The 23265-nt window shown below is 67.2% G+C and carries 27 protein-coding genes; 23 read left to right on the plus strand and 4 right to left on the minus strand.

Translation table 11 applies throughout. The annotated features are described in order from the left end of the window. Positions 1–59: 59 nt before the first annotated feature. Positions 60–1949 (minus strand): DNA topoisomerase IV subunit B, encoded by a 1890-nt coding sequence (parE, locus tag ABE473_RS06490; RefSeq protein WP_179459261.1) that lies wholly within the window; start codon positions 1947–1949, stop codon positions 60–62. A gap of 163 nt (positions 1950–2112) precedes the next feature. Between parE and ABE473_RS06495 the strand changes: the two genes are divergently transcribed. The 10 genes from ABE473_RS06495 to truD all read left to right on the plus strand — a co-directional run bounded on the left by ABE473_RS06495 (position 2113) and on the right by truD (position 9865). Beyond that, positions 2113–2352 carry a hypothetical protein gene (locus ABE473_RS06495; protein WP_176989627.1) on the plus strand — a complete coding sequence of 80 codons (240 nt, stop codon included), beginning with the start codon at positions 2113–2115 and terminating at the stop codon, positions 2350–2352. Positions 2353–2613: 261 nt separating this feature from the next. After that, positions 2614–2874 (plus strand): hypothetical protein, encoded by a 261-nt coding sequence (locus tag ABE473_RS06500; protein ID WP_179459259.1) that lies wholly within the window; start codon positions 2614–2616, stop codon positions 2872–2874. Continuing rightward, positions 2871–4535 carry a CTP synthase gene (locus ABE473_RS06505; protein ID WP_346488877.1) on the plus strand — a complete coding sequence of 555 codons (1665 nt, stop codon included), beginning with the start codon at positions 2871–2873 and terminating at the stop codon, positions 4533–4535. Before ABE473_RS06500 ends, ABE473_RS06505 begins: the two co-directional genes overlap by 4 nt. Before the next feature lie 105 nt (positions 4536–4640). Then, positions 4641–5471 carry a 3-deoxy-8-phosphooctulonate synthase gene (gene kdsA / locus ABE473_RS06510; protein ID WP_019183338.1) on the plus strand — a complete coding sequence of 277 codons (831 nt, stop codon included), beginning with the start codon at positions 4641–4643 and terminating at the stop codon, positions 5469–5471. Next, positions 5468–5884, plus strand: coding sequence for a hypothetical protein (locus ABE473_RS06515; protein WP_346488878.1), 417 nt, complete (start codon positions 5468–5470; stop codon positions 5882–5884). The genes kdsA and ABE473_RS06515 overlap by 4 nt, the downstream gene beginning before the upstream one ends. Positions 5885–5953: 69 nt before the next feature. Next, the gene (gene eno / locus ABE473_RS06520) at positions 5954–7240 is read left to right on the plus strand and encodes a phosphopyruvate hydratase (RefSeq protein WP_121041757.1); all 1287 of its coding nucleotides are present in this window, start codon (positions 5954–5956) and stop codon (positions 7238–7240) included. Between the two features lie 4 nt (positions 7241–7244). Continuing rightward, positions 7245–7595 carry a cell division protein FtsB gene (ftsB, locus tag ABE473_RS06525; RefSeq protein ID WP_176989630.1) on the plus strand — a complete coding sequence of 117 codons (351 nt, stop codon included), beginning with the start codon at positions 7245–7247 and terminating at the stop codon, positions 7593–7595. Continuing rightward, positions 7592–8290, plus strand: coding sequence for a 2-C-methyl-D-erythritol 4-phosphate cytidylyltransferase (gene ispD, locus ABE473_RS06530; RefSeq protein WP_346488895.1), 699 nt, complete (start codon positions 7592–7594; stop codon positions 8288–8290). The genes ftsB and ispD overlap by 4 nt, the downstream gene beginning before the upstream one ends. Positions 8291–8327: 37 nt before the next feature. Next, positions 8328–8825: a 2-C-methyl-D-erythritol 2,4-cyclodiphosphate synthase gene (gene ispF / locus ABE473_RS06535; RefSeq protein WP_346488879.1), complete on the plus strand. Its 498-nt coding sequence runs from the start codon at positions 8328–8330 to the stop codon at positions 8823–8825. After that, a complete protein-coding gene (gene truD / locus ABE473_RS06540; RefSeq protein ID WP_346488880.1) occupies positions 8822–9865 on the plus strand; it encodes a tRNA pseudouridine(13) synthase TruD in 1044 nt (347 codons plus the stop codon). Before ispF ends, truD begins: the two co-directional genes overlap by 4 nt. 59 nt (positions 9866–9924) lie before the next feature. Here truD and ABE473_RS06545 read toward each other — a convergent pair whose 3' ends face one another. Continuing rightward, positions 9925–10464, minus strand: coding sequence for a Smr/MutS family protein (locus tag ABE473_RS06545; RefSeq protein WP_346488881.1), 540 nt, complete (start codon positions 10462–10464; stop codon positions 9925–9927). A 186-nt stretch (positions 10465–10650) separates the two neighbouring features. Between ABE473_RS06545 and surE the strand changes: the two genes are divergently transcribed. The 4 genes from surE to ABE473_RS06565 are packed head-to-tail and all read left to right on the plus strand — an operon-like array spanning position 10651 to position 13514. Next, positions 10651–11430, plus strand: coding sequence for a 5'/3'-nucleotidase SurE (surE, locus tag ABE473_RS06550; RefSeq protein WP_176989896.1), 780 nt, complete (start codon positions 10651–10653; stop codon positions 11428–11430). Beyond that, positions 11427–12104: a protein-L-isoaspartate(D-aspartate) O-methyltransferase gene (locus ABE473_RS06555; RefSeq protein ID WP_176989634.1), complete on the plus strand. Its 678-nt coding sequence runs from the start codon at positions 11427–11429 to the stop codon at positions 12102–12104. Before surE ends, ABE473_RS06555 begins: the two co-directional genes overlap by 4 nt. Before the next feature lie 19 nt (positions 12105–12123). Continuing rightward, positions 12124–12738 (plus strand): YqaA family protein, encoded by a 615-nt coding sequence (locus tag ABE473_RS06560; RefSeq protein WP_176989635.1) that lies wholly within the window; start codon positions 12124–12126, stop codon positions 12736–12738. Further along, the gene (locus tag ABE473_RS06565; RefSeq protein WP_346488882.1) at positions 12735–13514 is read left to right on the plus strand and encodes a peptidoglycan DD-metalloendopeptidase family protein; all 780 of its coding nucleotides are present in this window, start codon (positions 12735–12737) and stop codon (positions 13512–13514) included. The genes ABE473_RS06560 and ABE473_RS06565 overlap by 4 nt, the downstream gene beginning before the upstream one ends. A 52-nt stretch (positions 13515–13566) precedes the next feature. Here the strand turns inward: ABE473_RS06565 and ABE473_RS06570 are convergent, their stop codons facing one another. Together ABE473_RS06570 and yhbY are read right to left on the minus strand one after the other, a co-directional pair. Beyond that, positions 13567–13941 (minus strand): Mth938-like domain-containing protein, encoded by a 375-nt coding sequence (locus ABE473_RS06570; protein ID WP_346478614.1) that lies wholly within the window; start codon positions 13939–13941, stop codon positions 13567–13569. 13 nt (positions 13942–13954) lie between these two features. Continuing rightward, positions 13955–14260 (minus strand): ribosome assembly RNA-binding protein YhbY, encoded by a 306-nt coding sequence (gene yhbY / locus ABE473_RS06575; protein ID WP_019183325.1) that lies wholly within the window; start codon positions 14258–14260, stop codon positions 13955–13957. A 65-nt stretch (positions 14261–14325) separates the two neighbouring features. On the opposite strand from yhbY, the gene rlmE reads away from it, so the two are divergent. From rlmE to ubiB, 9 genes are all read left to right on the plus strand, one after another. Beyond that, positions 14326–14958 (plus strand): 23S rRNA (uridine(2552)-2'-O)-methyltransferase RlmE, encoded by a 633-nt coding sequence (rlmE, locus tag ABE473_RS06580; RefSeq protein ID WP_176989638.1) that lies wholly within the window; start codon positions 14326–14328, stop codon positions 14956–14958. Between the two features lie 53 nt (positions 14959–15011). Beyond that, on the plus strand, positions 15012–16955 hold the full coding sequence (ftsH, locus tag ABE473_RS06585) for an ATP-dependent zinc metalloprotease FtsH (protein ID WP_176989639.1): 1944 nt from the start codon (positions 15012–15014) through the stop codon (positions 16953–16955). A gap of 100 nt (positions 16956–17055) precedes the next feature. Continuing rightward, the gene (locus ABE473_RS06590; RefSeq protein WP_346488883.1) at positions 17056–17241 is read left to right on the plus strand and encodes a hypothetical protein; all 186 of its coding nucleotides are present in this window, start codon (positions 17056–17058) and stop codon (positions 17239–17241) included. Positions 17242–17358: 117 nt separating this feature from the next. Continuing rightward, complete coding sequence (gene folP, locus ABE473_RS06595) at positions 17359–18258, plus strand: dihydropteroate synthase (protein ID WP_346488884.1); 900 nt, start codon at positions 17359–17361, stop codon at positions 18256–18258. Then, the gene (miaA, locus tag ABE473_RS06600) at positions 18258–19211 is read left to right on the plus strand and encodes a tRNA (adenosine(37)-N6)-dimethylallyltransferase MiaA (protein WP_346488885.1); all 954 of its coding nucleotides are present in this window, start codon (positions 18258–18260) and stop codon (positions 19209–19211) included. The genes folP and miaA overlap by 1 nt, the downstream gene beginning before the upstream one ends. A gap of 107 nt (positions 19212–19318) precedes the next feature. Further along, complete coding sequence (gene hfq, locus ABE473_RS06605; protein WP_019183319.1) at positions 19319–19600, plus strand: RNA chaperone Hfq; 282 nt, start codon at positions 19319–19321, stop codon at positions 19598–19600. A gap of 26 nt (positions 19601–19626) precedes the next feature. After that, positions 19627–20937 carry a ribosome rescue GTPase HflX gene (gene hflX, locus ABE473_RS06610; RefSeq protein ID WP_176989643.1) on the plus strand — a complete coding sequence of 437 codons (1311 nt, stop codon included), beginning with the start codon at positions 19627–19629 and terminating at the stop codon, positions 20935–20937. Between the two features lie 96 nt (positions 20938–21033). Then, a complete protein-coding gene (locus ABE473_RS06615; RefSeq protein WP_176989644.1) occupies positions 21034–21528 on the plus strand; it encodes a CinA family protein in 495 nt (164 codons plus the stop codon). 36 nt (positions 21529–21564) lie between these two features. Continuing rightward, positions 21565–23265, plus strand: a 1701-nt coding sequence (ubiB, locus tag ABE473_RS06620) for a 2-polyprenylphenol 6-hydroxylase (protein ID WP_346488886.1), incomplete at its 3' end; no start/stop codon positions are given.

Below are 23265 nucleotides of genomic sequence, written 5' to 3' on the forward strand. Positions count from 1 at the left end.
CCCGCGCCCAAGAAAAAACCCGCCGGGAGGCGGGTTTTTCCAGTGTCACTACCGGTCGATCAGACTTCCAGCGAGGCCAGGTCGCCCTTCTTTTCCAGCCAGCCCTTGCGGTCGCTGGCGCGCTTCTTGGCCAGCAGCATGTCCATCAGCGAATGGGTCTGCTCGCCATCGTCGATGGTCAGCTGCACCAGGCGGCGCGTATCGGGATGGATGGTGGATTCGCGCAGCTGCTGCGGGTTCATTTCACCCAGGCCCTTGAAGCGGGTCACGCTGACCTGGCCCTTGATCTTCTCGCGCTCGATCTTGTCCAGCATCGTGCGCTTCTCTTCCTCGTCCAGGGCGTAGAACACCTGCTTGCCCACGTCGACGCGGAACAGCGGCGGCATCGCCACGAACACGTGACCGGCATCGACCAGCGCCGGGAAGTGCTTGAGGAACAGCGCGGTCAGCAGGGTCGCGATGTGCAGGCCGTCCGAGTCGGCGTCGGCCAGGATGACGACCTTGCCGTAGCGCAGGCCGGCGATGTCTTCCTTGCCCGGGTCGCAGCCGATCGCGATCGCCAGGTTGTGCACTTCTTCCGAGGCCAGCACGCTGCCCGAGGACACTTCCCAGGTGTTGAGGATCTTGCCGCGCAGCGGCAGGATCGCCTGGAAGTCCTTGTCGCGGGCCTGCTTGGCACTGCCGCCCGCGGAGTCGCCTTCGACCAGGAACAGCTCGGTGCGCGACAGGTCCTGGCTGATGCAGTCGGCCAGCTTGCCGGGCAGGGCGGGGCCCTGGGTGACCTTTTTGCGGGTGACCAGCTTTTCGGTCTTCAGGCGCGCACTGGCGCGCTCGATCGCCAGCTGCGCGATCTGCTCGCCCAAGGCGACGTTCTGGTTCAGCAGCAGGCTGAAGGCATCATGCGCTGCGCCTTCAACGAACCCGGCGGCCTGGCGCGAGGACAGCCGTTCCTTGGTCTGGCCGCTGAACTGCGGATCGGTCATCTTCAGCGACAGCACGAACGATACGCGGTCCCAGACGTCTTCCGGGGCCAGCTTGACGCCACGCGGCAGCAGGTTGCGGAAGTCGCAGAACTCGCGCAGCGCCTCGGTCAGGCCGGTGCGCAGGCCGTTGGCGTGGGTGCCGTGCTGGGCGGTCGGGATCAGGTTGACGTAGCTTTCCTGGACCAGTTCGCCCTCGGGAATCCAGGCCAGGGCCCAGTCCACGATCTCGTTTTCTTTCTTCAGGTGGCCCACGAACAGGTCGGCCGGCAGCATCTCGCGCTCGCCAAGCTCGGCCTTCAGGTAATCGCTCAGGCCATCTTCGTAGTACCAGGTGTCCTGCTCGCCGGTGGCTTCATCGAGAAGCTTGACGGTCAGGCCCGGGCACAGCACGGCCTTGGCGCGCAGCAGGTGGCGCAGCGCACGCAGGTTGTACTTGGGCGTATCGAAGTACTTCGGGTCGGCCCAGAAGCGCACGCGGGTACCGGTGTTCTTCTTGCCGACGCTGCCGACCACTTCCAGCGGGGTGGCGCGGTCGCCGTTGCGGAAGGTGATGCGGTGTTCGCTGCCGTCGCGCTTGATGTGCACTTCGACCAGGGTGGACAACGCGTTGACCACGCTGACGCCGACGCCATGCAGGCCGCCGGAGAAGGTGTAGTTCTTGTTGTTGAACTTGCCGCCCGCATGCAGGCGGGTCAGGATCAGTTCGACGCCGGGGATCTTCTCCTCGGGGTGGATGTCCACGGGCATGCCGCGGCCGTCATCGCTGACCTCGCAGCTGCCGTCCTTGAACAGCGTGACTTCGACCGTGCGGGCGTGTCCGGCCAAGGCTTCGTCGACGGCATTGTCGATGACTTCCTGCGCCAGATGGTTCGGGCGCGCGGTGTCGGTGTACATGCCAGGGCGGCGCTTGACCGGGTCCAGGCCGGACAGGACTTCAATATCGGCGGCGTTATAGCGGGCGTTCATCTGTCTTCATAAAGCGCAATGCGACGGCGAAGTTTGCGGTCTGGACGGGTTTTTTGCACGCCACACGTTCAGGGGGCGGCCGACCGGGGCGCGATAGACTGTCTGCAATGGGAAACCGGAGCCTCCGGCGACCCATTCCATGCCATACCGCGAGGAGCACCCCATGAAGAAGTTGCTGACCATCGTTGCCATCGCCGCCGCCGTGGTGGCCGTGCCCATGGCACTGGCCCAGAACGCCGGACAGGGCCAGCCCACGCCGCAGCAGGGCGAACAGGCCGACAAGGCGCAGGCCGAGGCGGACGCCAAGGCCAAGCGCCGTGCCGCCGCCACGGCCGAAATGAAGGCCAGGGGCGAGCAGGCCCCGCAGAAGGAAGAGGAAGAAGAAGCGCGGAAGAAGCGATAAGCGCTTCGCGCTGACGCTTCCCCACGGTTTGCGCGGCAAACCGTGGGCCCCGCTCACCCTGTCTTCCACATCCCCGCGCCTGTCGGCGAGCCCCCTTGAACTCCAAGGGGGCTCTCCACGAGAGAGACCTGGGGATCTGAAAAAGTACGCAACATGAGCCCCGGTATCGCGCCGGGGCTCTTCTTTTTATGTGAAGACCGTCATCCGCCCCTTGGGCTGGAGGCCGGCAATCTGTAAACTATGGCTTTCCGGGAGTAGTGCGTGTCATCCATCAGCGAATGGACTGGCCTGATCGTGCGCGATCGCCAGCAGGGTAGGCAGGAGGTGACGGTCCAGACAGTGGCCGGCACGGCTGACCCGACGTCGCTGACCCACTCCCGCACCGTCTCCCCCCTGATCCCGGCCCTGGCGCGTGAACGCCCCGCAGCCGCCCGGATCGCCCCGATTTCCCCCTTCACGTCGTCCGTCGCCCTGCGCGCCGGCGCCGTTTCCCCCTTCCTGACAGGACACCCCCAGCCATGACTCCCTTGATCTTCGTAACCGGTGGCGTAGTGTCCTCGCTCGGCAAAGGTATTGCCGCCGCGTCGCTTGCCGCCATCCTTGAGGCCCGCGGCCTGCGGGTGACGATGATGAAGCTCGATCCGTACATCAACGTCGATCCGGGCACCATGAGCCCGTTCCAGCACGGCGAGGTCTACGTCACCGACGACGGCGCCGAGACCGATCTGGACCTGGGCCATTACGAGCGCTTCGTGCGCACCCGCCTGAGCCGCAAGAATTCGGTCACCACCGGTCGGATCTACGAGAACGTGATCCGCAAGGAGCGCCGCGGCGACTACCTGGGCGCCACCGTGCAGGTCATTCCGCACATCACCGATGAAATCCGCCGCTGCATGGACGAGGCCACCGAAGGCTTCGACGTGGCGCTGGTGGAGATCGGCGGCACCGTGGGCGACATCGAGTCGCTGCCGTTCCTGGAAGCGATCCGCCAGGTGCGCACCGAGCGCGGCCCGGAGAAGGCGCTGTTCATGCACCTCACCCTGGTGCCGTACATCGCCGCCGCCGGCGAGCTGAAGACCAAGCCGACCCAGCACTCGGTCAAGGAGCTGCGCTCGATCGGCATCCAGCCGGACGTGCTGCTGTGCCGTTCCGAGCAGGTCGTGCCGGATTCGGAGCGCCGCAAGATCGCCCAGTTCACCAACGTTTCCGAGCGCGCGGTGATCAGCGTGCCGGACGTGGACGTGCTGTACCGCATCCCGATGGGCCTGCATGCGCAGGGCCTGGACGACATCGTCGTCAACCAGCTCAAGCTCGGCGACAAGGCCGGCCCGGTCGACCTGGCCGAGTGGGAAGCCGCGGTGGATGCCACCCTGCACCCGCTGGACGAGGTCACCATCGCCGTGGTCGGCAAGTACGTCGATCACCAGGACGCCTACAAGTCGGTCGGCGAGGCGCTCAAGCACGGCGGCCTGCGCCAGCGCACCAAGGTCAACCTGAAGTGGCTCGAAGCACAGGAACTGGAAGACAGCGACCTGGCCGCGCTCAAGGATGTCGACGGCATCCTGGTGCCGGGCGGCTTCGGCGACCGCGGCTTCGAAGGCAAGGTGCTGACCTCGCAGTTCGCCCGTGAGCATCACGTGCCGTATTTCGGCATCTGCTACGGCATGCAGGCCGCGGTGGTCGATTTCGCCCGCCACGTGGCCGGCCTGGACGGCGCCAACAGCACCGAGAACGACCGCCAGTCGCCGAACCCGGTGATCGGCCTGATCACCGAATGGCGCACCGCCACCGGCGATGTCGAGAAGCGTGACGACAAGAGCGATCTGGGCGGCACCATGCGCCTGGGCCTGCAGGAGCAGCGCCTGAAGCCGGGCACGCTGGCCCGCGAGCTGTACGGCAAGGATGTGGTCTCCGAGCGTCACCGCCACCGTTATGAGTTCAACAACCGCTACCGCACCCAGCTGGAGGATGCGGGCCTGGTGATCGCCGGCAAGTCGATGGACGACACCCTGGTGGAAGTCATCGAGCTGCCGCGCGACCAGCATCCGTGGTTCCTGGCCTGCCAGGCGCACCCGGAGTTCCTGTCCACCCCGCGCGAAGGCCACCCGCTGTTCATCGGCTTCATCCGCGCCGCGCGCGAGCGCAAGGCCGGTGGCAAGCTGGGCCAGGATGCAGCCGCCTGATCGGCACGCCGCACTTGCAGTGGGGGCCGCGCGCCCCCATTGCAGAGCGCTAATCACCCACGGCGGCTGGCCTGGCCAGTGTCCGCCGGACAACAAGGAAACGCCATGAAACTGTGTGGATTTGACGTCGGGCTGGACCAGCCCCTGTTCCTGATCGCCGGCCCGTGTGTGATCGAGTCGATGCAGCTGCAGCTGGACGTGGCTGGCAAGTTGAAGGAAATCACCGATCGCCTCGGCATCAACTTCATCTTCAAGTCGAGCTTCGACAAGGCCAACCGGACCTCCGGCACCGCCTTCCGCGGCCCGGGCATGGAAGAGGGCCTGAAGGTCCTGGCCGAAGTGAAGAAGCAGATCGGCGTGCCGGTGCTCACCGACGTGCACGAATACACCCCGATGGACGAAGTGGCCTCGGTGGTGGACGTGCTGCAGACGCCGGCCTTCCTGGTGCGCCAGACCGATTTCATCACCAAGGTGTGCGCGGCCGGCAAGCCGGTCAACATCAAGAAGGGCCAGTTCCTGTCGCCGTGGGACATGAAGCCTGTCGTGGAGAAGGCCAAGGCCACCGGCAACCAGGACATCATGGTCTGCGAGCGCGGCGCCAGCTTCGGCTACAACAACCTGGTCAGCGACATGCGCTCGCTGTCGGTGATGCGCGATACCGGTTGCCCGGTCGTGTTCGATGCCACCCATTCGGTGCAGCTGCCGGGCGGGCAGGGCAACAGCTCCGGTGGCCAGCGCGAATTCGTGCCGGTGCTGGCGCGCGCAGCGGTGGCAGTCGGTGTCTCCGGCCTGTTCGCCGAGACCCACCCGGATCCGTCCAAGGCGCTGTCCGATGGTCCCAACGCGTGGCCGCTGGACCGCATGGAAGAACTGCTCGAAACCCTGATGGAGCTCGACGCGGTCACCAAGAAGCACGGGTTCTCGCGCTTCGCATGATGGCCGACGTTCCGGCGTCCCCCGCGGTGCGCCGCGGCTGGCGCGGCTGGGCCTGGGGCTGGATCGCGCTGGGCGCGGCGATCGCCGCCTGGTGCGGGGTGTTCCTGATGGTGGTGCTGATGTTCACCAGCATGGGCTCGCCCGGTGATGGCGACAACGCACTGCGCGGGGTAATGCCCATGCTGTTGGCGACGCTGTCGCTGACCGGCACCGCCGCACTGGCCTGCGTGACCGCCAGCGTGCTCGCGTTCCGGCTGCGCCGGCAGGCGGCGGGTGGCGGTGCCGCGCTGGCGCTGCTGGCCGTGCTGATGCTGGTGTTGTTGATCCCGTCGCTGGTCTCGCGCCACGCCAGCGTGGCCGGGGTGCTGCCTGCCGCTACGCCGATTTGGCAAGTGGCGGGTGTGCAGGGATAATCACGCGGCATGTTTTTTTTGGCGCTGCGTTGGCGGCGCCTCCCCCCTCTGACTGGTAACCGGCCCGCTATGACCACGATCCGCAGCATCCACGCCCGTGAAATCCTCGACAGCCGTGGCAATCCCACGCTGGAAGCCGAAGTCATCCTCGAGGACGGCTCGTTCGGTCGTGCCGCGGTGCCCTCGGGCGCCTCGACCGGCACCAAGGAAGCCGTGGAACTGCGTGACGGCGACAAGACCCGTTACCTGGGCAAGGGCGTGCGCAACGCCGTGTCCAACGTCAACACCACCATCGCGACCGCGCTGAAGGGCTTCGATGCCGCCGACCAGGAAGGCCTCGACCGCCGCCTGATCGACCTGGACGGCACCGAGAACAAGGGCCGCCTCGGCGCGAACGCGCTGCTCGGTGTTTCGCTGGCCAATGCCCATGCCGTGGCCGCCTCGAAGAAGCAGGCGCTGTGGCAGCACCTGGCCAACGGCCGTGACGTGACCCTGCCGGTGCCGATGATGAATATCATCAACGGCGGCGCGCATGCCGACAACAACGTCGACTTCCAGGAATTCATGGTGCTGCCGGTCGGCTTCACCTCGTTCTCCGAGTCGCTGCGTGCCGGTACCGAAATCTTCCATTCGCTGAAGTCGGTGCTGAAGGGCCACGGCCTGAGCACGGCGGTGGGCGATGAAGGCGGCTTCGCGCCGGACTTCCGCAGCAACGTCGAAGCGCTGGACACCATCCTGGAAGCGATCGGCAAGGCCGGCTACACCGCCGGTGAAGACGTGCTGCTGGGCCTCGACGTGGCCTCCAGCGAGTTCTACGAGAACGGCAAGTACAACCTGGTCGGCGAGAACAAGCGCCTGACCTCCGAGCAGTTCGTCGACTTCCTGGCCGACTGGGCCGCGCAGTACCCGATCGTGACCATCGAAGACGGCCTGGCCGAGAACGACTGGGCGGGCTGGAAGCTGCTGACTGACCGCATCGGCAACAAGGTGCAGCTGGTGGGTGACGATCTGTTCGTCACCAACCCGAAGATCTTCAAGGAAGGCATCGAGTCCGGCACCGCCAACGCGATCCTGATCAAGGTCAACCAGATCGGCACCCTGACCGAGACCCTGGAAGCGATCGCCATGGCGCACGCGGCCAACTACGCCTCGATCGTCTCGCACCGTTCGGGCGAAACCGAAGACACCACCATCGCCGACATCGCCGTGGCCACCACCGCCACCCAGATCAAGACCGGCTCGCTGTGCCGCAGCGATCGCGTGGCCAAGTACAACCAGCTGCTGCGTATCGAGGAAGCCCTCGGTGCCGGCGCGCGTTACGCCGGTCGTGACGCGTTCGTGTCGCTGAAGCGCTGATCGCATGCGCAACTGGCGCTGGCTGCTGCTGGTGCTCGCGCTGCTGCTCGCATGGCTGCAGTACCGCTTCTGGTTTGGACCGGGCAACTCGGGCGAAGTGATGATGCTCGAGGCCCAGGTCGAGAACCAGAAGCGGGACAACGCCGGGCTGCAGCAGCGCAATGACGCGCTCGCTGCCGAGGTCAAGGACCTCAAGGAAGGCGAAGCAGCGATCGAAGAACGCGCGCGCAGCGAGCTGGGCATGATCAAGCCCGGCGAGAAGTTCTACCGCGTGGTCGAAGACGCGCCGGTGCCGCCTCCGCGTGCGCCGACGGCGGTCACCGACCCGGACGCGCCGCATCAGGATATTCCCTGATGGCGGGCATCTGGGCGGTGGTTCCCGCCGCTGGCCGTGGCACCCGCTTCGGCGGGGCCACGCCCAAGCAGTATCTGCTCGCCGGCGACCGTGTGCTGCTGGCCCATACCCTCGAGGCACTGCTTTCGCACCCGGTCGTGGCCGGGGTGATGGTGGTGATCGCCGAGAACGACGCCGACTGGCCGGGCTGGCAGTCGCTGGCGGACAAACCCATTCGGACCTGCATCGGCGGCGCGACCCGCGCCGGCTCGGTGCTGGCCGGCCTGCAGGCCTTGCCGGATGACGTACGCGCCGACGATTTCGTGCTGGTCCACGACGCCGCACGCCCGAACCTGGCCGCTGCCGATCTCGGTCGCCTGCTGGAAGTCGGGCGTGCCGACCCGGTCGGGGCGATCCTGGCCGCACCGGTACGCGATACGCTCAAGCGTGCCGGCGATGACGGCGGCATCGATGCCACCGAGCCACGCGAGCGCCTCTGGCGCGCGCTGACCCCGCAGCTGTTCCGCCGCCACCAGTTGGCGCGCGCGCTGCAGGAGGCGGCCGACGCCGGCGTGGACATCACCGACGAAGCCATGGCGATGGAGCGCCAGGGGCTGCGCCCGCTGCTGGTGGAAGGCAGCGAAGACAATTTCAAGGTCACCACCCCGGCTGATCTGTCCCGTTTCGAATTCGTGCTGTCGCGTCGCGCACCCTGACGTCCGCACGCGCCGCACCCAACCGCAGGTTCTTGCAATGACCACGCCACAGTTTCCTCCCTTCCGCATCGGACAGGGCTACGACGTCCATGCCTTCGGCGAGGGCGACCACATCATGCTCGGCGGCATCCGCGTCGAACACAGCTGCGGGGTGCTCGCGCACAGCGATGGCGATGTGATCCTGCACGCGCTGTGCGATGCGATGCTCGGTGCGTTGGCGCTGGGTGACATCGGCGTGCATTTCCCGCCGACCGACATGCGCTGGAAGGGCGCGGACAGCGCGCACCTGCTCGACCATTGCAACGGGCTGCTGCGCGCGCGCGGCTGGCAGGTCGGCAACACCGACATCACCGTGATCTGCGAGCGGCCGAAGGTCGGCCCGCACGCCCTGGCCATGCGCGAGCGCATCGCTGCCGTGCTCGGCATTGCGCTGGACTGCGTGAGCGTCAAGGCGACCACGTCGGAGAAGCTGGGCTTCACCGGCCGCAGCGAGGGCATCGCCGCCCAGGCCAGCGTGCTGCTGGTGGCGCTGTGATCCCGTTGCCGCTGGCGTTCGGTGCGCCGCTGCTCAGCGCGAAGATCCGCACCACGCCCGAGGACTTCCAGGTCGACGAACTGCCGGCATTCGAGCCGAGCGGGGAGGGTGAGCACCTGCTGCTGACCCTCCGCAAGCGCGGCGCCAACACCGTGCATGTCGCCAAGGTGCTGGCCAAGTGGGCCGGGCTGCCGGACATGGGGGTCAGCTACGCCGGCATGAAGGATCGCCACGCGGTCACCACGCAGCGCTTCAGCGTGCACCTGCCCAAGCGCGTGGCACCGGACCCGGCGCTGCTGGCGTCGGACGAGATCGAGGTGGTGGAGTCGACCTGGCACAACCGCAAGCTGCAACGCGGTGCGCTGGCCGGCAACCGCTTCAAGCTGGTGCTGCGCGATGTGCAGGGCGATCCCGCAGCCATCGAAGAGCGCCTGTCCCATATCGCCTCGCGCGGCCTGCCGAACTGGTTCGGTGAGCAGCGCTTCGGCCGCGATGGCGGCAACGTGCCGGCCGCGCTGGCGATGTTCGGTGGCCGTCGCATGCGCCCCGACCAGCGTTCGTTGCTGCTTTCGGCGGCGCGTTCGGCCTTGTTCAATCAGGTGCTGGCGGCACGCGTGGAGCAGGGCAACTGGGACACGCCGCTGGACGGCGAGGTCTGGATGCTCGACGGCAGCCGCAGCGTGTTCGGCCCGGAGCCGTGGACGGATCTGCTGGCCGATCGCCTCGGCCGGTTCGACATCCATCCCAGCGGCCCGTTGTGGGGCGAGGGCGAGCTGCGCAGCACCGGTGCCGCCGCCGAACTGGAACTGGGCGCGGTGTCGGACGAGCAATCGCTGGCGCTGCGGGCCGGCCTGGAAAGCGCCCGCCTGAAGCAGGAGCGCCGCGCGCTTCGCCTGCGCCCGGCCATGCTGCAGCACCAGTGGCTGGCTGCGGATGTGCTGGAACTCAGCTTCGCACTGCCGCCGGGCTGCTACGCCACTGCGGTACTGCACGAGTTGGGTCCGGTGGAAGACGCCAGCCAGGCCGCACCGGAGGCGTAGAGCCACGCCATGCGTGGATGCAGCACGATCGGCACCCCGTGCAGCCACCCATGGGGTGGCTACCGGTTTGCCAGCAGTACCAGCACCGCGCCCGTTCCGCCTTGCCCGGCGGGCGCGGAATGAAACGCCAGCACGTCGTTGCGCAGCCGCAGCAGGCGATCGACCAGATTCTTCAGCACCGGCGCACCCCCGTCGGACTGCAGCCCCTTGCCGTGGATGATGCGCACGCAGCCGTACTCATGCGCGTGCGCCTCCACCAGGAACTGCCGCAGCAGTGCCTCGGCCTGCGCGACCGTCGCGCCATGCAGGTCGAGTTCGTCCTGCACCGAATACTGCCCGCGCTTGAGCCGCTGGAACATCCGCGGTGGCAGGTTGTCGCGCCGGTAGCTGGCGGTATCGCCGGCCTCCAGCGGGCTGCTGTCGCGCAGCAGCCGGGCGAATTCCCCGCGGGCCTCCTGTTCATCCTGTTCGGCCATCCGCGCACGCGGCTTGGGCCGCGGCGCGGCCGGCGGCGGGGTGACGGCCTTGCGCAGCGGCGTGACCTCGCCGATGGCGGCCCGGAACAGCGCCGCGGGATCTTCGTCTTCAGGATGTGACATGCGTACAGCCTAATGGGCGGGAAGGGCGATGCCTACCGTTATCGGGGTAGGACGATCTGTCTGCTTGCGGCACAATAGCTGACGCACTTGCGCGGTCGTCCGGTCCCGGGAGGGGCAGGGCCACCGCCGCCAACAGTGGGAAGTGATGGAATCGAAGTCTTGAAAAATCAAGCGGTTAAATCGCAGATGCGGATTCTGGTCAGCAACGACGACGGTGTCGATGCCCCGGGCATCAAGATGCTCGCCACGGTATTGCGTGACGCCGGTCATGAAGTGACCGTGGTCGCTCCTGATCGTGATCGTTCCGGCGCCAGCAATTCGCTGACCCTGGACCTGCCGATCCGCATGAAACGCATCGACCACTACACCTGCTCGGTGGCCGGCACGCCGACCGACTGCGTGCACCTGGCCCTGACCGGCATGCTCGAGTACGAGCCTGACATGGTGGTCTCGGGCATCAACAACGCGGCCAACCTCGGCGACGACGTCATCTACTCCGGCACCGTGTCGGCGGCGATGGAAGGACGTTTCCTCGGTTTGCCTGCCGTGGCGATGTCGCTGGTCACGCACAACCACGAGCCCCGTCATTTCGAGACCGCCGCGCGTGCCGCGGTCGAGATCGTGACCCGCCTCAAGGCCGATCCGCTGCCGGCCGACACCATCCTCAACGTCAACGTGCCGGACCTGCCGTGGAGCGAGGTGCGTGGTTTCGAAGTGACCCGCCTGGGCAACCGCCATCGCGCCGAGGGCTGCATCGCGCAGCGCGACCCGCGCGGCAACCAGGTGTTCTGGATCGGCCCGGCCGGGCGCGAGCAGGACTCCGGCCCCGGCACGGATTTCCATGCGGTGCGCAACGGCTTCATCTCGATCACCCCGATCCAGGTCGACCTCACCCGTTACCAGGCGCTGGAGAAAGTGGCCAGCTGGGTCGGCGGGCTGACTGCCGCACTGGACCGGCCGGCATGAGCCCACGCCTGCGCCTGCAGCCCGAAGCCGTCGGCATCGGCATGACCTCGCAGCGGGTCCGCGATCGCCTGGTGGATCGCCTGCGCGATGCCGGCATCGCCGACGAAGCCACCCTCAATGCCATCCGCGTGGTGCCGCGCCATCTGTTCATCGATGAAGCGCTGGCCTCGCGTGCCTACGAGGACACCGCTCTGCCGATCGGCCATGGCCAGACCATTTCCCAGCCCTGGGTGGTGGCGCGCATGACCGAAGCGGTGTTGCAGTCCGCGCCGAAGACGGTACTGGAAGTGGGCACCGGATCGGGCTACCAGGCCGCCGTGCTGGGCGCGATCGGGCTGGAGGTGTACACGGTCGAGCGCATCGGCGATCTGCTGCGCCAGGCGCGCAAGCGCTTCCGCGCCCTGGGCATGAACATCCGCAGCAAGCATGACGACGGTCGCGTCGGCTGGGCCGAGCACGGTCCGTACGATGCGATCGTGGTGACTGCGGCGGCACCGGCGCTGGTCGATGCGCTGGTCGAGCAGCTTGCCGTCGGCGGCCGCCTGGTCGCACCGGTCGGCGGCCCGGGCGCGCAGTCGCTGATCCAGTTGACCCGTCGCGATGACGGCAGTGTCGAACAGCAGGTACTGGCACCGGTCACGTTCGTGCCGCTGCTGTCTGGCATGCTGGACTGATTCCAAGGAGCGTTGCGTCATGAAGATTTTCGGTCCGCTGTACGAGCGGGCAATGAAGTGGGCCGCGCACGAGCGCGCGCCGACCTATCTGACGGTGTTGAGCTTCATCGAGGCGATCATCTTCCCGGTGATGCCCGAGGTGATGCTCGCCCCGATGTGCGTTGCCCAGCCCAAGCGCGGCTGGTGGTTCGCCACACTCAGCCTGTCCGGCTCGATGGCCGGTGCGCTGGTCGGCTATGCGCTGGGTCACTTCGCCTTCGAAGCGCTCAAGCCGGTCTTCGCCGCGCTGGGCATGTTGACCAGCATCGAAGGCGGCATCGCCCTCGTGCAGGCCAAGATGGCCGAGTCGCCGTGGGCAGTGTTCACCTTCCTGGTGCTGGGCGGTTTCATGCCGATCCCGATGAAGGTCTTCACATGGGCATCGGGTATCGTCGGCGTGCCGTTGCCACAGTATTTCCTGAGCATGTTGATCGGCCGTGGCAAGCGCGTGTACGTGCTTGCGGCGGTCATTCGTATTGGCGGGCCGCGCGCGGAAGCTGCGCTGCGCCGTTGGATTGAACCGTTGGGCTGGATCGCGACCGCGCTGGTGGTCGTGCTGGTGGCCTGGCTTGTATGGAGGTCGAAGTTCGCATGAGTGCTGATCGTTTGAGCAAAGGAGTGCGCACCGGCGCGCTGCTGTTGGTGGTGTCGGCGCTGAGCGCCTGCGGCACCGCCACCGTGGTGCGGCCTTCGGGCTCGGGCGGTGGCGTGGCCCACAGCACCCCGCAGACCTCGGTGGCCAAGCCGGGCCAGACGGCGGTCGTCCGCCGCGGCGACACGCTGTATGCGCTGGCCCGCATCCACAACATCACGCCGCGTGACCTGGCGGCCTGGAATAGGCTGGCCGAGCCGTACACGATCTATCCCGGCCAGTCGCTGCGCCTGTACCCGGGCGGCAGCGGCAGTCCCGGCCGCGCGCCGACCACCGTGGTCACCGCGCCGCGCCCGGGCACCTCCGCGCCGGCCGCGACCCCGGCACCGACCACCGCGATCAAGAGCAACATCAGCTGGCGCTGGCCGGCGGATGGCGCGATCGTCGGCCGTTTCGTCGCGGGTGAAGCGACCAAGCAGGGCGTGGACATCGCCGGCGCCAGTGGCCAGCCGGTCCGCGCGACGGCCGCCGGCGTGGTGGTGTACTCCGGTGCCGGCCTGGTCGGCTTCGGCGAGCTGATCATCATCAAGCACAGCGACCAGTGGCTGTCGGCCTATGGCCACAACCGCAAGCGTCTGGTCAACGAAGGCCAGAGCGTCAAGGCTGGCGAGCAGATCGCCGAGATGGGCCGGACGGGTGCTGCGCGCGACATGCTGCACTTCGAAATCCGCTACAACGGCAAGCCAGTCGATCCGCTGCTGTACCTGCCGCCGAAGTAAGAACGAAAAAGGCCGCCCCAAGGGCGGCCTTTTCTGAACGGAAATCCCGGTCTCACCCCTTCAGGATGAACGCCGCCGCCACCTTGCGACCCTCGCTGGCGAGGATGTTGAAGGTCCGCGCCGCGGCCGGGTTGTTCATCACTTCCAGGCCGATCCCCCGGGTCAGGCAGGCGGCCATGACCGCGGCCGGCGGGAACACCTGGGTGTCGCCCGTGCCCAGCACGACCAGCGCGGGGTTCAAGGCCAGCACCGGCTGCAGGTGCTCGGGCGTGAGCTGGGCGATGTCGGTCACCGGCCAGGCCTCGATCAGCGTATCCGGGGCCAGGATGAAACTGGCGGCCAGCATCCGGTCATTCACCTTCGCGCTGCGGCCATCGGCGGCGCGCAGGGCGTAGGCGTAGTCGGGGATTTCGTGGCTCAGCTGCATGGGCGTTCCGGGATCAGCCGCGCGGCAGGACGATCTGGCGCTGTTCCTTGCTCGGGCGGTACAGCACGGCGACGTGGCCGATGCGCTGCACCAACGCGCTTTCGCTGGCACTGACCAGCTCGGCGATGAGGGCGTCACGGGCCTCGCGGTCTTCGGCGGCGACCTTGACCTTGATCAGCTCGTGGCGCTCCAGCACCTCTTCCAGTTCAGCCAGGAAGGCCGGTGTCACCCCCTTGCCGCCGATCTGGAGCAGGGCTTTCAGATCATGCGCGTGGCCGCGGAGGAAACGGGTTTGGGAAGAAGTCAGGGCGATAGCCATTCAGGAACAAGCGGTTAACTGGGGCGATCAGGGTATCATGACCTCCCCATCCGACCCGCATCTCAATGGCAACCCGTAGCAAAAGCAGTCAACGCTGGTTGAAAGAGCACTTCGCCGACCCCTTCGTGAAGAAGGCCCAGGCCGAGGGCATGCGTTCGCGCGCCGCCTACAAGCTGGAGGAGTTGCTGCAGCGGGATCGGCTGCTGAAGCCGCACATGGTCGTGGTCGACCTGGGCGCCGCCCCGGGCGGCTGGTCCCAGCAGGTCCGCCGCCAGATCGGCGACACCGGCCGGGTGCTGGCGCTGGACATCCTGGAGATGCCGCCGCTGGCCGGCGTGGAGTTCCTTCACGGGGACTTCAGGGAGCAGACCGTCCTATCGGAGTTCGAAGCCATGCTGGGCGATCAGCCGGTGGACCTTGTGCTCTCGGATATGGCCCCCAATAAGAGTGGAATGGACGCGGTGGACCAACCGCGGATGATGCACCTGGCGGAGTTGGCGTTGGATTTTGCCGACAACCATCTCAAGCCCGGTGGCGCGTTCCTGATCAAGCTGTTCCAGGGCGTGGGCTTTGACGACTACGTGCGCGAAATGCGCCGCCGGTACGACAAAGTGGTGATCCGCAAGCCTGAAGCGTCCCGGAAGCGCTCGCCCGAGGTGTATGCCTTGGGGCAGGGAAAACGCGCGCAGATCAAGTAAGCTCAACCATACGAATCGCGTCAGGAATTAGAGGAACACCGGAGCCAATGAGGATGAACGACTTGACCAAGAACCTCCTGCTATGGGTGGTCGTCGCCGTCGTGCTGATGGTGGTCTTCCAGAGCTTCTCGCCGAAGAGCAGCGGAGCCGGCGCACAGGGCGCGACGTATTCGCAGTTCCTGGACCAGGTGGACAGCGGCAACATCCAGAAGGTAGTGCTGGGCGAAATGCGCGGCGGTGCCAATGATGTGACCTACACCACCCGCAGCGGCCAGACCAGCACCATCACCGCGCCCTACGATCGCGACCTGATCAACGTGCTGCGTGGCAAGAAAGTGGAATTCGAGCAGGCGCCCCCGTCCAGCGGCATCTCGCTGGGCGCGATCCTGATGAACTTCCTCCCGGTGATCCTGATCATCGGCTTCTGGATCTTCATCATGCGCCAGATGCAGGGCGGTGGCGGCGGTGCCAAGGGCGCGATGTCCTTCGGCAAGTCGCGCGCCAAGCTGCAGGGCGAAGACCAGATCAAGGTCACCTTCGCCGACGTCGCTGGTTGCGACGAAGCCAAGGAAGAAGTCGGCGAGCTGGTCGACTTCCTGCGCGACCCGACCAAGTTCACCAAGCTGGGTGGCAAGATTCCGCGCGGCGTGCTGATGGTCGGCCCGCCGGGTACCGGCAAGACCCTGCTGGCCCGTGCGATCGCCGGCGAAGCCAAGGTCCCGTTCTTCTCGATCTCCGGTTCGGACTTCGTGGAAATGTTCGTCGGCGTCGGCGCCAGCCGCGTGCGCGACATGTTCGAACAGGCCAAGAAGCAGGCACCGTGCATCATCTTCATCGATGAAATCGACGCCGTCGGTCGCCACCGTGGTGCCGGCCTGGGCGGCGGTCATGACGAGCGCGAGCAGACCCTGAACCAGCTGCTGGTCGAAATGGACGGCTTCGAGGGAGGCGAGGGCGTGATCGTCATCGCCGCCACCAACCGTCCCGACGTGCTGGATCCGGCGCTGCTGCGCCCGGGCCGTTTCGACCGCCAGGTCGTGGTCGGCCTGCCGGACGTCAAGGGCCGCGAGCAGATCCTCAAGGTGCACATGCGCAAGCTGCCGCTGGCCGACGATGTCGAGCCGATGGTGATCGCGCGGGGGACCCCGGGCTTCTCCGGTGCGGACCTGGCCAACCTGGCCAACGAAGCAGCGCTGTTTGCCGCGCGTGGCGGTGAGAAGGAAGTCCGCATGGACCACTTCGACCGTGCCCGCGACAAGATCCTGATGGGTGCCGAACGCCGTTCGATGGCGATGAGCGAAGAAGAAAAGACGCTCACCGCCTATCACGAAGCCGGCCACGCCATCGTCGGCCGCCTGGTGCCCGAGCACGATCCGGTCTACAAGGTCACCATCATTCCGCGCGGCCGTGCGCTGGGCGTGACGATGTACCTGCCGGAAGGCGACAAGTACTCGATGAACCGCGTCGCGATCGAGTCGCAGCTGTGCTCGCTGTACGGTGGCCGCGTTGCCGAAGAGCTGATCTTCGGCACCGACAAGGTCACCACCGGTGCCTCCAATGACATCGAGCGCGCCACCAAGATGGCTCGCAACATGGTCACCAAGTGGGGCCTGTCCGACGAGCTCGGCCCGATCGCCTACGGCGAAGAGGATGATGAAGTGTTCCTCGGCCGTTCGGTGACGCAGCACAAGAGCGTCTCCGACGACACCGCCCGCCGCATCGACGAAGTCGTCCGCAGCATCCTGGACAAGGCCTACGCCCGGACCACGGAACTGCTGACCGCCAACCTCGACAAGCTGCATACGATGTCCCAGCTGCTGCTGCAGTACGAGACCATCGATGCGCCGCAGATCAACGCCGTGATGGAAGGCCGCGATCCGCCGCCGCCGATGGGCTGGGACAAGTCGCCCAGCAACAAGGATGGTGGCAACAACAACGACAAGGGCGGCGATGCCCGTCCGGTCGCGCCGATCGCCGGTCCTGCCGAGCAGATCTGAATGTTGCCCACGTAAGTGACGAAGGCCGGGGAAACCCGGCCTTCGTCGGTTCCGGCAGGTCATAATGGGACACCGTATTCGTTCCCGTTCTGGAGTCGCCATGTCCGCACCCCCGCCGCAGCCGATCTCGCACACCACCGAAATGGTGATCGCCACGATCGTCGGCGTGGCCATCGGCCTGACCCGCGACAACTTCCTGCTCGGCGCCGGCATCGGCATCGCGGTCGGCGTGTTGATGAGCATCGCCAAGACTGTCTACGTGGAGCGCAAGCGCCGCCAGCGCTGAGCGTCCGCACTCCGCCAGCGCGGCGGATGTGCATGCCGGGGAGTGCGCCCCGTACGACCGGGCTGGCAGCGGTGCGCGGGCGTAAACTACGCGCTGGCGTACTTCGTGGATCTGCCCATGTTCGATATCTCCCCCCAGCTCGATTGCGGCGGCCGCCTGCTGCGGCTGGATCGCCCGCGGGTCATGGGCATCGTCAACGTCACCCCGGATTCGTTTTCCGACGGCGCTGAGCACGACAGCGTCGAGGCCGCGGTCGCACACGGCCTGCAGCTGGTGGCCGAGGGCGCCGACCTGCTCGACATCGGCGGCGAGTCGACCCGGCCCGGCAGTGCGCCGGTGCCGCTGGACGAAGAACTGCGCCGGGTCATCCCGGTGATCGAGCGCCTGGCACGCGAAACCACCGTGCCGATCAGCATCGACACCTTCAAGCCCGAGGTGATGCGTGCCGCCGTCGGGGCCGGTGCCGGCCTGATCAATGACATCCATGCACTGCGCCAGCCGGGGGCGCTGGACGCCGCCGCCGACCTCGGCGTGCCGGTGGTACTGATGCACATGCAGGGCGAGCCGGGCAGCATGCAGGACACCCCACACTACGATGACGTGGTCGCCGAAGTGCATCGCTTCCTGACCGAGCGCATGTTCCAGGCCGAGATGGCCGGCGTCGCCAAGAAGCACCTGATCATCGATCTGGGCTTCGGCTTCGGCAAGACCACCGAACACAACATGACCCTGCTGGCGCGCTCGGACAGGTTCCTCGAGCTCGGCGTGCCGATGCTGGCCGGCCTGTCGCGCAAGCGCAGCATCGGTGAACTGACCGGTCGCGAGCAGCCGCGTGACCGCGTGGCCGGTTCGGTGGCCGCGCACCTGATCGCCGCCCAGCGCGGCGCGATGCTGCTGCGCGTGCACGATGTCGCGGCCACGGTCGATGCCCTGAAGGTGTGGGCAGCGGTCGATGCCGTCCCGATGCCGCGGGTATCCGCCGCCCCGGCGATGCCGCGCTGGCCGGACGAGGACTGATGGCCGTCGATCGGCGCCCGCTGGCGATCGCGGTCATGGGCCCAACCGCGTCGGGCAAGACCGCCACCGCGATCGCGCTGGCCCAGCAGCTGGACGGTGAGATCGTCAGCGTCGATTCGGCGCTGGTCTATCGCGGGTTGGATATCGGGTCGGCCAAGCCCGATGCGGCCGAGCGCGCGCAGGCGCCGCACCATCTGCTCGATGTGCGCGACCCGTGGCAGACCTTTTCGGCGGCGGAGTTCGCCAGCGACGCGGCGCGTGCCGTCCGCGACATCATCGCGCGCGGGCGCATGCCGATCCTTGCCGGCGGCACCGGGCTGTATTTCCGCGCCCTGCTGCAGGGCCTGTCGCCGATGCCCGAAGCCGATCCGGCGATGCGCGCGCAGATTGCGGCCGAGGCGGCCGAGCAGGGCTGGGCGGCGATGCATGCGCAGCTGGCCGGCATCGATCCGGCCGCTGCTAAGCGCATCCATGCCACCGACCCGCAACGCATCCAGCGGGCGCTGGAAGTCCATCGCCTGACCGGCACGCCGATCAGCGAGTGGCAGAAACTGCCTGGCGTGGACCGGCTGCCGGTGCGGGCGCTCAAACTGGTCCTCGCACCGCGCGAGCGCTCGGTGCTGCACCAGCGCATCGAGGCCCGTTTCGACGCCATGCTGGCCCACGGGTTCCTGGACGAAGTCCGCGCGCTGCGGGCCCTGCCTGCCATGGCCGGGGTCGCGGCGCCGCTGGATCTGCCGGCGGTGCGCGCAGTGGGCTACCGGCAGGCCTGGGAGTATCTGGACGGGCAGGGTACGGCGGCGGCGTTCCGTGAACGCGGCATCCAGGCTACCCGTCAGCTGGCCAAGCGTCAGCTGACCTGGCTGCGCGGGGAGCTTGATGCGCGCTGGTTCGATCCCCATTTAGACAGGGCTTCCCTGGCGGATGCGGTGTCGACCTTCGTCGCACGCTGAGTCCACGCCTTCACGCCTCCACCCCGTGTACCATCAAGGGTTCCGGCGGGCGGCGGGGGCCGTGGCAACTGCCGGAAGACCATAAAAACAATAATCAGGAGTGTGCAATGTCCAAGGGGCAATCGCTGCAGGATCCGTTTCTGAATGCACTTCGGCGCGAACGTGTGCCGGTGTCGGTGTATCTGGTCAATGGCATCAAGCTGCAGGGGACGATTGAATCGTTCGACCAGTTCGTGGTGCTGCTGCGTAACACGGTGAGCCAGATGGTGTACAAGCACGCCATCTCGACCGTCGTTCCGGCGCGCAACGTGAAGGTCGGGCCCGGTGGTGGCTATGTGCAGTCCAATGATGGCGCCGAAGGCGTCCAAGGTGATGACGACGTTGAGTGACAGTGTGAAAATTTCTGGAGAACTGCGTGTTTGACCGTTCCAAGCGAGGCGAACACGCACTCCTGATCCAGCCGCATGCCGGCCGGCTCGAAGACGACGTGCTTGAAGAGTTCACCGATCTGGCCCGCTCCGCCGGGGCCAGCATCGCGGCCACCCTGACCGCGCGCATCGATCGGCCCAATCCGTCGATCCTGATCGGCAGCGGCAAGCTGGACGAGGTCAAGGCTGCGGCCGATGCGACCGGGGCCGACCTGATCCTGGTCAACCATGCGTTGTCGCCGGGGCAGGAGCGCAACCTGGAGCGTTTCCTGGAGCGGCGCGTGATCGACCGCACCGGGCTGATCCTGGACATCTTCGCCCAGCGCGCGCGCAGCCACGAAGGCAAGCTGCAGGTCGAGCTGGCGCAGCTGCGCCACATGTCCACGCGGCTGATCCGCGGCTGGACCCATCTGGAGCGCCAGCGCGGCGGTTCCATCGGCCTGCGCGGGCCGGGTGAAACCCAGCTGGAAACCGATCGCCGCCTGCTGCAGAAGCGGGTGGAACAGCTGCAGAAGAAGCTGGAAAAGGTGGAAGTGCAGCGCACCCAGATGCGCCGTGCCCGCCTGCGCAGCGAGCTGCCGCGCGTGGCCCTGGTGGGCTACACCAACGCCGGCAAGTCGACCCTGTTCAACGCGTTGACCGGTGCCGAGGCCTACGCCGCGGACCAGTTGTTCGCGACGCTGGACCCGACCGTGCGCCGCATCGCACTGCCGGGCGGCAGCGTGGTGCTCGCCGATACCGTCGGCTTCGTCCGCGACCTGCCGCATGATCTGGTGGCCGCGTTCCGGTCGACCTTGTCCGAAGCCCGCGAAGCGGACTTCCTGCTGCATCTCGTCGATGCCGCCGATCCGCACCGCGAGGAACGCATCGCGCAGGTGGATGAAGTGCTGACCGCCATCGGCGCGGGCGATCTGCCGCAGCTGCTGGTGTTCAACAAGATCGACCGTATCGACGGGGCCGAGGTGCGCCACGATGGCCAGGACGGCATCCCGGACAGCGCACGCCGCGAGCGGGTCTGGATTTCCGCCCGCGACAATGTCGGCCTGCCGCTGCTGCAGTCCGTGCTGGGCAAGCGCCTGGGCCTGCAGCATGTCAGCGGCGAGCTGCGGTTGCCGCCAAGCGCCGGTCGCCTGCGGTCGCGCCTGCATCAGCTGGAGGTCGTACGCAGCGAAGTCACCGACGAAGACGGTTGGCTGCTCCAGGTCGAGATCCCGATCGCCGAGGCCGAGAAGCTGGCGGCCGGCGAGGGCGGCGAGCCGATCCGCGCGATGCTCCCGGAGAAGCTCCCGGAATGGTGATGGGTGTGCCGGCCACTGGCCGGCGACACACGACACCACCCACGTTTTCGGCTAAAACAGGGGGCGTTCGTCCCCCCGTTGATCCAGGATTTCCCCATGACCGTTCCTTCCGACGCCGAGCTGGGCGCCCTCGCCAGTGACGTGGGCCAGCGCCTGCAGCAGGCCTCGCTGCAGCTGGTGACCGCCGAAAGCTGCAGTGGTGGCTGGATCGCCAAGGCGATGACCGATATCGCCGGCTCCTCGGCGTTCTTCGACTGCGGCATGGTCGTCTATAGCTATGAAGCCAAACAACGCCTGCTCGGCGTACGTGCGCAGACCCTGGAGCAGTTCGGTGCGGTCAGCCGCGAGACCGTGCTGGAAATGGTCTCCGGTGCGCTGATCAATTCCGGTGCCGGCATCGCCGTGGCGGTGACCGGCATTGCCGGGCCCGGCGGCGGCAGCGAGGACAAGCCGGTGGGCAGCGTCTGGATCGGCTGGAAGGGCCGTGGCGGCTACGCGCGTGCGCAGCTGTTCCAGTTCGAGGGCGACCGCGAAGCCATACGGCGGCAGACCGTGCAGCAGGCACTGACCGGAATCTTCCCGCTGTTGTGACATCCTGACCGGGTGTGCTGACAGGAGAGTGGGCCGATGTGGGAAACGCTGGGTACCGTGCGTGACCTGGGGCGATTGCAGGAAATCGCGTCGGTCCTGATCCGCTATGGCTTTGGCGACCTGGTGCGCCGGATCGGCCTGGCCGATGTGCTCGAACGCGCCGGCCGGCTGCTGCACTGGAACGACACCCAGCAGATGCTGCGGATGACCGCACCGGTGCGCGTGCGCCGTGCGATGGAAGACCTGGGCCCCACCTTCGTCAAACTCGGCCAGGTGCTGGCGACCCGCGTGGACCTGTTCCCGCCGGACTGGATCGCTGAATTCTCCGAACTGCAGAACGCCGTGCCCGCGTTGCCGTATGCACAGGTGCGCGATCAGCTGGAGCGCGACCTGGGCGCGCCGGCCACCGAGGTGTTCGCGTGGCTGGATGAAACGCCGATGGCGGCTGCGTCGTTGGCGCAGGCCCACCGCGCGACCCTGCACGACGGCACCGCGGTGGTGCTGAAGATCCGTCGGCCGGGCATCCGTGACGTGATCGAGGCCGATCTGCGCCTGCTGGCGCGGCTGGCCGAAATCGTCGAAGCGCGCCTGCCCGACCTGCAGCGCTACCGCCCGGCCGAAGTCGTGCAGCAGTTCCAGGTCTCGTTGCGACGCGAGCTGGATTTTGCCGCCGAATGCCGCAATGCCGAACGTATCGCGCGCAACTTCCAGGGCCGCGAGGACATCCTGATCCCCAACGTGCACTGGGAGTGGACCTGCGAGAGCCTCAACGTGCAGGACTTCGTCGACGGCATTCCCGGTCGTGACCTGGTCGGCGTCGATGCGGCCGGTCTCGACCGCGTGCAGCTGGCCCGCACCGGTGCGCGCATCGTGCTGAAGATGGTGCTGGAGGACGGCTGTTTCCACGCCGACCCGCACCCGGGCAACATCATCTATCTGCGCGACGGCCGCATCGGCGTGATCGATTTCGGCATGGTCGGTGCGATCTCCGAGCAGCGCCGTTTCCAGGTCGCCCAGTTGCTGCATGGCCTGGTCACCCAGGAGCCGGAACAGGTGGCCGACGTGCTGCTGGACTGGGCCGGGGGCGTGGAGGTCGACGAATCGCGGCTGCAGCAGGACATCAGCACCTTCGTCGACCAGTACCGCGGCGTGCCGCTCAAGGACCTGCACATGGGCCTGATGCTGGGCAACATCACCCAGCTGCTGCGCCAGTACGCGTTGACCCTGCCGGCCGACCTGGCGCTGATGATCAAGACTTTCCTCACCCTGGAAGGCATGGGGCGCCAGCTCGATCCGCAGTTCGACATGGCCAGTGCCGCGCGTCCCTATCTGGAGCGCGTGATGTGGCAGCGCTACTCGCCCGGCGCGATGCTCAAGCGCGGCAAGCGCAGCCTGGTCGGGGTGATGGACCTGGTTGGCGATCTGCCGCGCGATGTGCGCCGCCTGCTGCAGATGGCGCGCCGCGGACGGCTCCAGCTCAAGATCGAGACCACCGCGCTGCAGGGCTTCGGCGACCAGGTCAACCGCGCCGCCAACCGGCTGGTGATGGGGATCGTGACTGCCGCGCTGATCATCGGCTCCTCGATCGTCATGCACAGCGTCGGCGGCATCTCCAGCCGCTGGCTGCTCGCGCTCGGCGTGGCCGGCTTCATCGGCGCCGGGTTCTGCGGCGTGTGGATCCTGTTTTCGATCTGGCGCAGCGGCAAAAAACCCGAGGGGTATGTCCCCCCCCAAACC

Origin of the sequence: Stenotrophomonas sp. TWI700 (assembly GCF_039673645.1) — a bacterium.
In the GTDB taxonomy this organism is placed as follows: Bacteria; Pseudomonadota; Gammaproteobacteria; order Xanthomonadales; family Xanthomonadaceae; genus Stenotrophomonas; species Stenotrophomonas maltophilia_AA.

Bases quoted from the DNA above. Each gene is read 5' to 3' on its own strand.
- parE (WP_179459261.1), bottom strand. From the start codon at position 1,949: ATGAACGCCCGCTATAACGCCGCCGATATTGAAGTCCTGTCCGGCCTG.
- ABE473_RS06505 (WP_346488877.1), top strand. From the start codon at position 2,871: ATGACTCCCTTGATCTTCGTAACCGGTGGCGTAGTGTCCTCGCTCGGC.
- ABE473_RS06615 (WP_176989644.1), top strand. From the start codon at position 21,034: ATGACCGTTCCTTCCGACGCCGAGCTGGGCGCCCTCGCCAGTGACGTG.
- surE (WP_176989896.1), top strand. From the start codon at position 10,651: ATGCGGATTCTGGTCAGCAACGACGACGGTGTCGATGCCCCGGGCATC.
- ABE473_RS06555 (WP_176989634.1), top strand. From the start codon at position 11,427: ATGAGCCCACGCCTGCGCCTGCAGCCCGAAGCCGTCGGCATCGGCATG.
- rlmE (WP_176989638.1), top strand. From the start codon at position 14,326: ATGGCAACCCGTAGCAAAAGCAGTCAACGCTGGTTGAAAGAGCACTTC.
- ABE473_RS06565 (WP_346488882.1), top strand. From the start codon at position 12,735: ATGAGTGCTGATCGTTTGAGCAAAGGAGTGCGCACCGGCGCGCTGCTG.
- eno (WP_121041757.1), top strand. From the start codon at position 5,954: ATGACCACGATCCGCAGCATCCACGCCCGTGAAATCCTCGACAGCCGT.
- folP (WP_346488884.1), top strand. From the start codon at position 17,359: ATGTTCGATATCTCCCCCCAGCTCGATTGCGGCGGCCGCCTGCTGCGG.
- hfq (WP_019183319.1), top strand. From the start codon at position 19,319: ATGTCCAAGGGGCAATCGCTGCAGGATCCGTTTCTGAATGCACTTCGG.
- yhbY (WP_019183325.1), bottom strand. From the start codon at position 14,260: ATGGCTATCGCCCTGACTTCTTCCCAAACCCGTTTCCTCCGCGGCCAC.
- ABE473_RS06495 (WP_176989627.1), top strand. From the start codon at position 2,113: ATGAAGAAGTTGCTGACCATCGTTGCCATCGCCGCCGCCGTGGTGGCC.
- ftsH (WP_176989639.1), top strand. From the start codon at position 15,012: ATGAACGACTTGACCAAGAACCTCCTGCTATGGGTGGTCGTCGCCGTC.
- ispF (WP_346488879.1), top strand. From the start codon at position 8,328: ATGACCACGCCACAGTTTCCTCCCTTCCGCATCGGACAGGGCTACGAC.
- ABE473_RS06545 (WP_346488881.1), bottom strand. From the start codon at position 10,464: ATGTCACATCCTGAAGACGAAGATCCCGCGGCGCTGTTCCGGGCCGCC.
- kdsA (WP_019183338.1), top strand. From the start codon at position 4,641: ATGAAACTGTGTGGATTTGACGTCGGGCTGGACCAGCCCCTGTTCCTG.
- ABE473_RS06515 (WP_346488878.1), top strand. From the start codon at position 5,468: ATGATGGCCGACGTTCCGGCGTCCCCCGCGGTGCGCCGCGGCTGGCGC.
- ABE473_RS06560 (WP_176989635.1), top strand. From the start codon at position 12,124: ATGAAGATTTTCGGTCCGCTGTACGAGCGGGCAATGAAGTGGGCCGCG.
- ABE473_RS06590 (WP_346488883.1), top strand. From the start codon at position 17,056: ATGTCCGCACCCCCGCCGCAGCCGATCTCGCACACCACCGAAATGGTG.
- ABE473_RS06570 (WP_346478614.1), bottom strand. From the start codon at position 13,941: ATGCAGCTGAGCCACGAAATCCCCGACTACGCCTACGCCCTGCGCGCC.
- miaA (WP_346488885.1), top strand. From the start codon at position 18,258: ATGGCCGTCGATCGGCGCCCGCTGGCGATCGCGGTCATGGGCCCAACC.
- ftsB (WP_176989630.1), top strand. From the start codon at position 7,245: ATGCGCAACTGGCGCTGGCTGCTGCTGGTGCTCGCGCTGCTGCTCGCA.